General features: G+C 72.2%; 11 protein-coding genes. 8 read left to right on the plus strand and 3 right to left on the minus strand.

The window, feature by feature from the left end; translation table 11 throughout:
* Nucleotides 1-55: 55 nt before the first annotated feature.
* Together ACFV6I_RS31275 and phoU are read right to left on the minus strand one after the other, a co-directional pair.
* Nucleotides 56-235, minus strand: a complete 180-nt coding sequence (locus ACFV6I_RS31275) for a hypothetical protein (protein ID WP_063348791.1) — start codon at nt 233-235, stop codon at nt 56-58.
* A gap of 252 nt (nt 236-487) precedes the next feature.
* Nucleotides 488-1,168, minus strand: coding sequence for a phosphate signaling complex protein PhoU (gene phoU, locus ACFV6I_RS31280; protein ID WP_063348792.1), 681 nt, complete (start codon nt 1,166-1,168; stop codon nt 488-490).
* A gap of 307 nt (nt 1,169-1,475) precedes the next feature.
* On the opposite strand from phoU, the gene ACFV6I_RS31285 reads away from it, so the two are divergent.
* A complete protein-coding gene (locus ACFV6I_RS31285; protein WP_380341334.1) occupies nt 1,476-2,897 on the plus strand; it encodes a sensor histidine kinase in 1,422 nt (473 codons plus the stop codon).
* Nucleotides 2,898-2,899: 2 nt separating this feature from the next.
* Nucleotides 2,900-3,595 (plus strand): response regulator transcription factor, encoded by a 696-nt coding sequence (locus ACFV6I_RS31290; RefSeq protein WP_030061050.1) that lies wholly within the window; start codon nt 2,900-2,902, stop codon nt 3,593-3,595.
* 109 nt (nt 3,596-3,704) lie between these two features.
* On the opposite strand, the gene ACFV6I_RS31295 is transcribed toward ACFV6I_RS31290, so the two are convergent.
* A complete protein-coding gene (locus tag ACFV6I_RS31295; protein ID WP_363375142.1) occupies nt 3,705-4,370 on the minus strand; it encodes a DUF461 domain-containing protein in 666 nt (221 codons plus the stop codon).
* A gap of 428 nt (nt 4,371-4,798) precedes the next feature.
* Here ACFV6I_RS31295 and ACFV6I_RS31300 point away from each other — a divergent pair, with 428 nt between their 5' ends.
* From ACFV6I_RS31300 to rlmB, 6 genes are all read left to right on the plus strand, one after another.
* On the plus strand, nt 4,799-5,281 hold the full coding sequence (locus ACFV6I_RS31300; RefSeq protein ID WP_030244332.1) for a CarD family transcriptional regulator: 483 nt from the start codon (nt 4,799-4,801) through the stop codon (nt 5,279-5,281).
* 311 nt (nt 5,282-5,592) lie between these two features.
* Entirely contained in the window at nt 5,593-6,318 is a 726-nt protein-coding gene (gene ispD / locus ACFV6I_RS31305) for a 2-C-methyl-D-erythritol 4-phosphate cytidylyltransferase (RefSeq protein WP_107452910.1), read from the plus strand.
* On the plus strand, nt 6,308-6,829 hold the full coding sequence (gene ispF, locus ACFV6I_RS31310) for a 2-C-methyl-D-erythritol 2,4-cyclodiphosphate synthase (protein WP_063348795.1): 522 nt from the start codon (nt 6,308-6,310) through the stop codon (nt 6,827-6,829). Before ispD ends, ispF begins: the two co-directional genes overlap by 11 nt.
* Nucleotides 6,830-6,975: 146 nt before the next feature.
* Nucleotides 6,976-7,368 (plus strand): PPOX class F420-dependent oxidoreductase, encoded by a 393-nt coding sequence (locus ACFV6I_RS31315; protein WP_063348796.1) that lies wholly within the window; start codon nt 6,976-6,978, stop codon nt 7,366-7,368.
* Nucleotides 7,369-7,462: 94 nt separating this feature from the next.
* The gene (gene cysS, locus ACFV6I_RS31320) at nt 7,463-8,872 is read left to right on the plus strand and encodes a cysteine--tRNA ligase (RefSeq protein ID WP_063348797.1); all 1,410 of its coding nucleotides are present in this window, start codon (nt 7,463-7,465) and stop codon (nt 8,870-8,872) included.
* 135 nt (nt 8,873-9,007) lie between these two features.
* On the plus strand, nt 9,008-10,000 hold the full coding sequence (rlmB, locus tag ACFV6I_RS31325; protein ID WP_063348798.1) for a 23S rRNA (guanosine(2251)-2'-O)-methyltransferase RlmB: 993 nt from the start codon (nt 9,008-9,010) through the stop codon (nt 9,998-10,000).
* Nucleotides 10,001-10,175 lie beyond the last annotated feature (175 nt).

The raw sequence follows: 10,175 nt of genomic DNA on the forward strand, positions 1-10,175 counted from the left end.
GGTGCACGGCCGACGGAAGGCCGTGCACCTCGGGAACTCCTCGGCGGCGGACCGCTCAGTGGCCGCCGCAGCAGCCGCCGTCCGCGCCGCCGCACTGGCAGGGCGCGCCGGACTGGCAGCCGCAGCCGCAGCCGGGGCCGCAGCCGCAGCCGGCCGCGAGGACGGGCAGGAGCTTCGGGGTGGGCGGCTCGACGGTTTCGTGGGCGCGTGCCGGTCGGGTGGGGTTGGCCTTCATCGAGCTGTTCCCTCCTAGTGACGGGCACAGTCCTGTGCCCCCAACGTCGAGTGAAGCCGCCGATCGGAGGGAGCGTCAACGGGCGCGCAGTGGTGGGATGTACGGGTCGTCGTGCGCCCCCACCACCCCTGTCGCAGGTTTACTCACCCTGTGGGGGGAGCGGCCGCCCCTTGAAGCCCCGAGTCCCGAGCCCCCAAGCCCCGAGATGCTGAGCCCCGAGCCCCGAGGCGGCCGCACCGCACCCGCACGAGGTCACTCCGCCGCCGCGGCCTCCGAGGAGGCCACGAACTCGGCCACGTGCTCGCCCGTCACCAGGTACACCACGCGCTTGGCGACCGACACCGCGTGGTCCGCGAAGCGCTCGTAGTAGCGGCCGACCAGGGTGATGTCGACGGCGGTCTCGATGCCGTGGTGCCAGCGGTCGTCGATCAGGTGCGACAGCAGCTCGCGGTGCAGGGAGTCGATCGCGTCGTCGTCCTGCTCCAGCTCCAGGGCCTTGTCGACGTCCTTGGTGGCGATCACCAGGCCGGTCTTGGCCACCAGGCGCTGGGCGAGCTGGCCCATCTCCAGGACGGTGGAGTGCAGGTCGCCGGGCACGGCGGAGTCGGGGTAGCGCATCCGTGCGACCTTGGCGACGTGCCGGGCGAGGTCGCCGCAGCGCTCCAGGTCGGAGCTCATCCGCAGCGAGGTGACGACGATGCGCAGGTCGGTGGCGACCGGCTGCTGGCGGGCGAGCAGGTCGATCGCGCGGTTCTCCAGCTCGTGGTGGAGGTCGTTGATCTTCTCGTCGGCGGCGATCACGCTCTCCGCCAGCGCCAGGTCCGCGTCGAGGAGTGCGGTGGTGGCCCGGCCCAGGGCCGAGCCGACCAGTCGGGCCATCTCGACCAGGCTGTCGCCGATCGCATCGAGTTCCTCGTGGTACGCGTCGCGCATGCTCTCTCCTCAGTAGCTGTGTCGGTGGCGGTGCCGACCGGCCGGCCCGTCCGACGATCGTCTTGTCGTCCGGGTGACCGCTGCTGGTGGCGCGAATCGTACGCGCACACCTGAGACGGCGGCCGGTGGTTCGGCCCGCCGCCCACTCCCACACGGGCTGCATGGCCAACTCTGGGCCGTCCGGGCGACGATGCACGGCCGGTGTGGTGAATCAGCGGCCACGTGAAGGTGAATTCTCGGCAACGCGTGGCCGATGCCTTGATCGGGCCCTTGGGGAGTGCCCTGGCCGTGCGCTTACGCTGGCCACATGGACGTGAACGTGGCCGCCGCCGCTGCCTGCGCCATAGCCGGGCTCGGCGTCGGCCTCACGGCCTCCATCGCCTTCCGTTGGAGCGAGCGCGAGCAGGCCAGGGGCAGGTACGGCGGCACCAGCAGCAGACACCACGGTCGGCACCAAGGGCTGGGCGCCGGCACCCCGGAGCCCCCGCTGCCGCCGGGGGTGGACACCGTCCTCTCCGTCCTCCGCTCCTGCGCGATCGTGCTGGGCGAGGGCGACGAGGTGGTCAAGGCCAGCTCCGCGGCGTACGCGATGGGACTGGTGCGCGGCGGCGCGGTCGCCGTGGACCAGATGCTCTCGCTGGCGCGCGCCACCCGCCGGGACGGCGAGATCCGCCAGGTCGAACTGGAGGTGCCCCGCCCCGGCGTGGCCCGTGCGGGCGAGCCGCTCGCGGTCTCCGTCCGGGTCGCCCCGCTGGGCTCCCGGCTGGTGCTGGTGCTGGTCGAGGACCAGACCGAGCGCCGCCGGGTGGAGGCGGTCCGCCGGGACTTCGTGGCCAACGTCAGCCACGAGCTGAAGACCCCGGTGGGCGCCCTGTCGCTGCTCTCCGAGGCGGTCGCCGACGCGTCCGACGACCCGGAGGCGGTGCAGCGCTTCGCCGGCCGGATGCAGATCGAGGCGACCAGGCTGGCCAGCCTGGTCCAGGAGATCATCGACCTCTCCCGGGTGCAGGACGACCGGCTGATGGTGGACCCGGAGCCCGTCGCGGTGGACGAGCTGATCGCCGAGGCGATCGACCGCTGCCGCCAGCAGGCCGCCGCCAAGCAGATCCTGATCACGGCCGGCGGCATCGCCGGGCTCTACCTGCACGGCAACCGCGGCCAGCTCGCCGCGGCACTCGGCAACCTGGTCGAGAACGCCGTCAACTACAGTCCGCCCCGTACCCGGGTCGCGATCGCCACCCGCCGGATCTCCAGCGCCGCGGCGCTCGGGGAGGCGGACGGCGAGCTGATCGAGATCTCGGTCACCGACCAGGGCATCGGCATCTCGGAGAAGGACCGCGAGCGCGTCTTCGAGCGCTTCTACCGGGTCGATCCGGCCCGCTCCCGGGCGACCGGCGGAACCGGCCTCGGCCTGTCCATCGTCAAGCACGTCGCCGCCTCGCACGGCGGCACGGTCTCGGTGTGGAGCGTCGAGGGCCAGGGTTCGACCTTCACCATCCGCCTGCCCGCCGGGCAGGCGCCCGAGGCCGACGACCTCGACGACACCGACGACCTCGACGACACCGGCGCCCGCGATGCCACCGGCAGCCGTGGCGCCGCCGCCGCGCCCACCAGAACCCTCACCACGGACCGGACGGCCACCACAGGCCGCACGGACCGTCCGCTCCCCACGGGGGAGCGGGAACACCCCCTGTCAGACACAACCCCCCAGCTTGCCCCGGAGGCCTGATCGTGACCCGAGTACTGGTGGTCGAGGACGAGGAGTCGTTCAGCGACGCCCTCTCGTACATGCTCCGCAAGGAAGGCTTCGAGGTGGCTGTCGCCGCCACCGGCCCCGACGCCCTGGAGCAGTTCGAGCGCAACGGCGCCGACCTCGTCCTGCTCGACCTGATGCTGCCGGGCCTGCCGGGCACCGAGGTCTGCCGTCAGCTGCGGGTGCGCTCCAACGTGCCGGTGATCATGGTCACCGCCAAGGACAGCGAGATCGACAAGGTGGTCGGTCTGGAAATAGGTGCGGACGACTACGTCACCAAGCCCTACTCCACCCGTGAGCTGGTCGCCCGGATCCGGGCGGTGCTGCGCCGCCGCGGTGAGGACGGCGGTGCCGGCGAGAACGGCGGCGGCCCGGGCGCCCTGGAGGCCGGCCCGGTCCGGATGGACGTCGACCGGCACGTGGTGACCGTGGACGGCGCCAAGGTCGACCTCCCGCTGAAGGAGTTCGACCTGCTGGAGATGCTGCTGCGCAACGCGGGCCGGGTGCTCACCCGCATGCAGCTGATCGACCGGGTCTGGGGCGCGGACTACGTCGGCGACACCAAGACCCTGGACGTCCACGTGAAGCGCCTGCGGGCCAAGATCGAGCCGGACCCGGGCGCCCCGCGCTACCTGGTCACGGTCCGCGGCCTGGGCTACAAGTTCGAGCCGTAAACCGCGGGCGCGGACAGACGCGGAAGGCCCCCGCCGGCAGTCGCCGGAGGGGGCCTTCGCGGTGGTGTCCGGCAGGCCCGGGAGGGCCCGCCGGACGCCGGGTGGTGCGTCAGTGGGCGCCGGCGGACTGGGTGGCACCCGGGGTGGTGGAACCGGACGGTGCGGGCGCACCGGTGGTGGCCGGGGCGGCCGGGGTGGTGGTGCCGGCGGCCGGGGTGGTCGCGGCGGTGGCGCCCTTGGTGGGCGCGGCCGCCGGGGCCGGCGTCGGGCCGAAGCCCTTGTAGAGGCCCGCGTTCGGGCTCACGCCGGCCTGGGCGTCGACCTTCTGGCCGTCCTTGAAGGTGAACGAGGTGGGGGTGAAGCCGCCGACCTGGACGCCGACCGAGGCGACCTTGGCGGACGGATTGCCGTTGCCACCGATCGCCACGGCGCCGCCGGCCGGGACGACGATGGTGGACAGCGGGGCGCCCGCGGCGTCGGAGAACGCGGCGGTGGCACCGTTGCCGACGGTGATGGACTGCAGCTCCGCCGGGGTGCTGCCCGTGTTGGCGATGTTGACGGTCACGTTGGCGGGACCGTTGTGCTCGCCCGAGGACTCGTCCCCGGTGACGACCACGATGTTGTTCAGCCGAAGGTTCGTTCCGAGGGTTGCCGCCGCGTTGTCGGGCTTGACCTGCAGCGTGTCCGGCGTGTTGCCGGCGGCGCAGGACGACAGCGAGGCGATGGCGATGGCGGCGATGGCGGCGATGCTGCCGCGTCGAAGGCTGCGGCTCACGGCGGCGGCTTCTCCTAAGTCAACGTGTCGATAGGTCAGGTCTCAGATTATCGACCTCGCTTATGCGCTCCTCACGGGGTGGTCCCCGTGTCGCACTCCCGGGGTTCGCGGGGCGGCCGTCCGGCCGCACTTGTGGCGTGTCCGGGTCACTCTCGGGACAAGCTTCGACCAAGATCGAATAACGATGTGGATACGGCCCGATAAACGGTGAAAACCCAAGATCCAATCATGGTTTCCAGAGTGTTGCGCAAGGTTTCGCCGAACGCTGGAACCGCCTCCGACCTGCGGGAAGCCTCCCTCGAACACCGGTCGCAGCACGTCATGGGGGTCCTTGTCAAGCCCCGAGACCGGCCCTGACCTGCGAAAACGCCCTTCGGGTGCGCTGAAAAGCGTGTTATTCTGGAAAGCCACGGAAGGGGTCCTGTCACATGACGTTCAAGGTTGGCGACACGGTGGTCTACCCCCATCACGGGGCCGCGCTGATCGAGGCCATCGAAATTCGCCAGATCAAAGGTGTGGACAAGACCTACCTGGTGCTCAAGGTGCAGCAGGGAGACCTGACGCTCCGCGTGCCCGCTGAGAACGCGGAGTTCGTCGGCGTGCGCGATGTAGTCGGCCAGGAGGGTCTGGACCGGGTCTTCGAGGTGCTGCGCGCACCGTACACCGAAGAGCCGACCAACTGGTCCCGTCGCTACAAGGCGAACCTGGAGAAGCTCGCCTCTGGCGACGTTATCAAGGTCGCCGAGGTTGTGCGCGACCTCTGGCGCCGTGAGCGCGAGCGCGGCCTCTCGGCCGGCGAGAAGCGGATGCTCGCGAAGGCGCGCCAGATCCTCGTCAGCGAGCTCGCGCTGGCGGAGAACACCAACGAGGACAAGGCGGAGACGCTGCTCGACGAGGTGCTGGCCTCGTAGCGCAGTCGGGCTGCCGCCCACCGCTCACAGCGCCCGGTGTCGGCGCGCCGCTCCCAGGACGAAGCGTCCCGGGGTGGTGCAGTGGCACTTCGGGCGCTGAGGCGTGTCCGGACGACGCCCCCGCCCCGAGCCGGTCCAGGCCCGGCAAGACCGTTTTCCGTCCTGCAAGACCGATTCTGCGGGATTGTGTGGCGGACGGTTGGACCGTAATTCTTCGGAAGGGGCCCGTAGCGCCCGCCGGGCACGCCAAGGCCATACCCACTTCTCCGAAGGAGTGAAACCTGAACGCCTCAGCAGCAGTCGCAGCAGCAGTGGTGCCCGCCGCCGGACGCGGTGAGCGGCTGGGGCCCGGTGCCCCGAAGGCCCTGCGGGAACTGGGCGGCGTGCCGCTCCTGGTGCACGCCGTGCGGGCGCTGGCCCGCAGCCGGGCGGTCGGCCTGGTCGTGGTCGCCGCGCCCGCCGACGGGGTGGCCGAGGTGGTCGCCCTGCTGGACAGCCACGGGCTGGACGGCAAGGACATCCGGGTGGTCGCCGGTGGCGCCACCCGCCAGGAGTCGGTCCGGCTCGGCCTGGCCGCGATCCCGGCCGAGGTGGAGATCGTCCTGGTGCACGACGCGGCCCGCCCGCTCGTCCCGGTCGAGGTGGTGGACGCGGTGGCGGCCGCCGTCCGGGCCGGGGCCGGAGCGGTGGTGCCCGCGGTGCCGCTGGCCGACACGGTGAAGCGGGTCGAGCCGAACCCGGGCCGCCCCGAGCCGGTGCTCGACACGCCCGACCGGGCCACCCTGCGCGCGGTCCAGACCCCGCAGGGCTTCGACCGGGCCACCCTGGTCGGGGTGCACGCCAAGGCGCTGGCCGAGGAGGCCGCGGGCGCCGCCGACGCGCCGCCGGTCACCGACGACGCGGGCCTGGTGGAGCGCTACGGCGGCCAGGTCGTCGTGGTGCCCGGCCACGAGGAGGCGTTCAAGGTCACCCGTCCACTGGACCTCGTGCTCGCCGAGGCCGTACTCGCCCGCCGGAGGGCCGCCGATGCCTACTGACCCGCAGACGCCCGCCGACCGGGCCCCGGCCCCCGTGCTGCCGCGCGTGGGCATCGGGACCGACGTGCACGCCTTCGAGGCCGGCCGCCCGCTCTGGGTGGCCGGACTGGAGTGGCCGGACGCCGGGGTCGGGCTCTCCGGGCACTCGGACGCCGACGTCGCCGCGCACGCGGCCTGCGACGCGCTGTTCTCGGCCGCCGGGATCGGCGACCTGGGCGCGCACTTCGGCACCGACCGGCCGGAGTGGGCCGGCGCGTCCGGGGTGAAGCTGCTCGGTGAGGCGGCCCGGCTGGTGCGCGCGGAGGGCTTCGAGATCGGCAACATCGCGGTCCAGGTGGTCGGCGTCCGGCCGAAGATCGGCAAGCGGCGGGCCGAGGCGCAGGCCGCGCTGTCGGCCGCGGCCGGTGCGCCGGTGTCGGTGTCCGGCACCACCACGGACGGCCTGGGCCTGACCGGTCGGGCCGAGGGGTTGGCCGCGATCGCCACGGCCCTGGTGTACGAACGGCGTTGAGCCGGGCGCGGTCGGCAGGGCCGGAATAGGCGGGCCCTGACGAGTGTTCACCCGGCGTGGCGGTGGATCGGTCGGTAGTGTGCGGTTTCGGGCCCGGGCGGGGCTTCCCCTCGGGCCGTACCGCCGACGATGAGAAGAGGTTCTCGATGGGCGTCGAACTCTCAGGCCCCGCCAAGGAATTGCTCGACCGCAAGAGCTTTGCCGTGGTGTCCACGATCCAGCCCGACGGCAGCCCCCAGTCCTCGGTCGTCTGGGTCACGCGGGACGGCGACGACATCCTGTTCTCCACCGTCCAGGGCCGCCGCAAGCACCTCAACCTGGTGCGGGACCCGCGCATCTCGCTCGTGGTCAACCCGCCGGAGAACCCGTACGAGTACGTCGAGGTGCGCGGTTCGGCGACGATGACCACCGAGGGCGGCCGGGAGCTGATCAACGAACTGTCCCGCAAGTACCGCGGCGAGGAGTACGGGTTCGACGGCCCGGACGACGTCCGGGTGGTCGTCCGGCTCAGCCCGCGCAAGGTGGTCGGCAACATCTGACCGGCCCGCGCGGCCCGTGGTTCCCCGGGAGTGCTGCATATCATTCCCGGGGAATGTCGCGGGGCACCCCCTCCTGCCCACTACGCTTGACGCTGTGAGCATTCGCCTGTACGACACCAGCACCCGCCAGGTACGCGACTTCGTCCCGCTTGTACCGGGTTGTGTCTCGATCTACCTGTGCGGCGCTACCGTCCAGTCGGCGCCTCATATCGGGCACATCCGGTCCGGTCTCAACTTCGACATCATGCAGCGGTGGTTCGCCTACCGCGGCTACCAGATCACCTTCGCCCGGAACGTCACCGACATCGACGACAAGGTGATCGCCAAGGAGCGCGAGTTCGGCATCCCGTGGTGGCAGATCGCCTACGAGAACGAGCGGGCGTTCAACGACGGCTACACCGCGCTCGGTTGCCTGCCGCCGACCGTCGAGCCGCGGGCCACCGGGCACATCCCCGAGATGGTCGAGATGATGCGGGGGCTCATCGAGAAGGGCCACGCCTACGCGGCCGACGGCAACGTCTACTTCGACGTGAAGTCGTACCCGGAGTACCTCGCGCTCTCCAACCAGAAGCTCGACGACCTGCGCCAGCCCGAGGGCGAGGGCGAGACCGGCAAGCGGGACCAGCGCGACTTCGCGATGTGGAAGGCCGCCAAGCCGGGCGAGCCGAGCTGGGAGACCCCGTGGGGCCGCGGCCGGCCGGGCTGGCACCTGGAGTGCTCGGCGATGGTCCACAAGTACCTCGGCCCGGCCTTCGACATCCACGGCGGCGGGCTGGACCTGATCTTCCCGCACCACGAGAACGAGATCGCCCAGTCCAAGGCCTACGGCGACGCCTTCGCCAGCTTCTGGGTGCACAACGCCTGGGTCACCATGGCCGGCGAGAAGATGAGCAAGTCGCTGGGCAACTCGGTGCTGGTCTCCGAGATGGTCCAGCGCTGGCGTCCGATCGTGCTCCGCTACTACCTGGGCACCCCGCACTACCGCTCGATGATCGAGTACAGCGAGGACGCCCTGCGCGAGGCCGAGGCCGGGTTCGGCCGGATCGAGGGCTTCATCCAGCGCACCGTCGAGCGCTGCGGGGCGGTCGACGCCGCCCCCGAGGTGCCGCCGGCCTTCGCCGAGGCGATGGACGACGACCTGGGCGTTCCGCAGGCGCTCGCCGTCGTGCACACCGCCGTCCGCCAGGGCAACAGCGCCCTGAACGCGGACGACAAGGAGAACGCGGTGGCGCGTCTGGCCGAGGTCCGTGCGATGCTCGGAGTGCTGGGTCTCGACCCGCTCGACCCGCAGTGGGTCGGGGCGGAGGGCGGCGAGCCTGGGACAATGAAGAGCATGCACGGTGTGGTCGACTCGCTGGTCCGCCTGGTCCTGGACCAGCGGCAGGCGGCGCGTCAGCGCAAGGACTTCGCCACCGCGGACGCCATCCGCGACCAGCTCGGCCTGGCCGGGCTGGTGATCGAGGACACCCCGTCCGGCCCGCGCTGGACGATCAACAGCCAGTAACCCCATCTGACGATCGGGGTGAGGGTGGGCCGTACCGGACCGGTGCGGCCCTCCCGCATGACGTAGCGCATGCAGTCGGCCGCCGCCGGACAGAACGGGGCGGCCGGGCATGCCGGACAGACAGGAAGTACAGCCATGGCCGGCAACAGCCAGCGCAGGAACCGCCGCAACCCCGGATCGAAGAAGGGCGCGTCTGTCGGTACCGGCGGCCACAGCCGGAAGGCGCTCCAGGGCAAGGGCCCGACCCCGCCCGGAGCGGAGCGCAAGGGCCACCCGAAGCAGCGCGCCGCCAACGCCGCGGTCAAGCGCGAGCGGGACGCCAAGGCCCGCGCCGGCATGCGCCGCGCCGGCGGCGCCGGTCGCGGCGGCCGGGGCGGTGCGGGCAGCGCCGAGCTCGTCTTCGGCCGCAACTCGGTCGTCGAGGCCCTTCAGGGCGGCGTCCCGGCCACCGCGCTGTACGTCCAGCAGTTCGTCGACACCGACGACCGCGTCCGCGACGCCTTCCAGGCCGCCAACGACCGCGGCATCCCGCTGATGGAGGCCCCGCGCCCGCAGCTGGACCAGATGACCGGCGGGCTCAACCACCAGGGCCTCGTGCTCCAGGTGCCGCCGTACGAGTACGCGCACCCCGACGACCTGCTGGTCGAGGCCTCCGACTCGGGCCAGGACGCGCTGATCATCGCGCTGGACGGCGTCACCGACTCGCGCAACCTCGGCGCCGTGGTCCGCTCCGCCGCCGCCTTCGGCGCGCACGGCGTGGTCATCCCCGAGCGCCGCGCGGCCGGCATGACCGCCGGTGCCTGGAAGACCTCCTCCGGCGCGGCCGCCCGCCTGCCCGTCGCCCGGGCCACCAACCTCACCCGCACCCTGGAGGCCTACCAGAAGGCCGGCCTCATGGTGGTCGGCCTGGCCGCCGACGGCGAGGCCGAGCTGGGCGACCTGGAGCTGCTGACCGGCCCGGTTGTGATCGTCGCGGGCAGCGAGGGCAAGGGCCTGTCCCGGCTGGTCTCGGAGACCTGCGACATGCGGGTGCGGATCCCGATGTCCGGGCTGACGGAGTCGCTGAACGCCGGTGTCGCGGCGGGCATCGTGCTCTACGAGGCCGCGCGACTGCGCGCCAAGCGCTGAGCACAGCCGGTGTGCGGGGCGCAGGGGAACTTCTGAATTCTCCGCAATCCGAGTGAAAAGGGGGGGGGGGGGCCGCCCGCCCGCGGGGTGCAGCCGCCGCGCCGCCCCCCCGTCGGCGAGCACAGACGCGGGGGGGGTGGTGGGTGGGGGGCGGAGCGGCTCGGTCGCTCTGGGG

Source organism: Kitasatospora sp. NPDC059803, assembly GCF_042732255.1.
Taxonomy (GTDB): domain Bacteria; phylum Actinomycetota; class Actinomycetes; order Streptomycetales; family Streptomycetaceae; genus Kitasatospora.

What these genes read in the sequence shown, in the direction of transcription:
- ACFV6I_RS31275 (WP_063348791.1), bottom strand. Translation starts at nt 235, where the DNA reads ATGAAGGCCAACCCCACCCGACCGGCACGCGCCCACGAAACCGTCGAG.
- phoU (WP_063348792.1), bottom strand. Translation starts at nt 1,168, where the DNA reads ATGCGCGACGCGTACCACGAGGAACTCGATGCGATCGGCGACAGCCTG.
- ispF (WP_063348795.1), top strand. Translation starts at nt 6,308, where the DNA reads ATGCCTACTGACCCGCAGACGCCCGCCGACCGGGCCCCGGCCCCCGTG.
- ACFV6I_RS31300 (WP_030244332.1), top strand. Translation starts at nt 4,799, where the DNA reads ATGACGTTCAAGGTTGGCGACACGGTGGTCTACCCCCATCACGGGGCC.
- ACFV6I_RS31315 (WP_063348796.1), top strand. Translation starts at nt 6,976, where the DNA reads ATGGGCGTCGAACTCTCAGGCCCCGCCAAGGAATTGCTCGACCGCAAG.
- rlmB (WP_063348798.1), top strand. Translation starts at nt 9,008, where the DNA reads ATGGCCGGCAACAGCCAGCGCAGGAACCGCCGCAACCCCGGATCGAAG.
- ACFV6I_RS31285 (WP_380341334.1), top strand. Translation starts at nt 1,476, where the DNA reads ATGGACGTGAACGTGGCCGCCGCCGCTGCCTGCGCCATAGCCGGGCTC.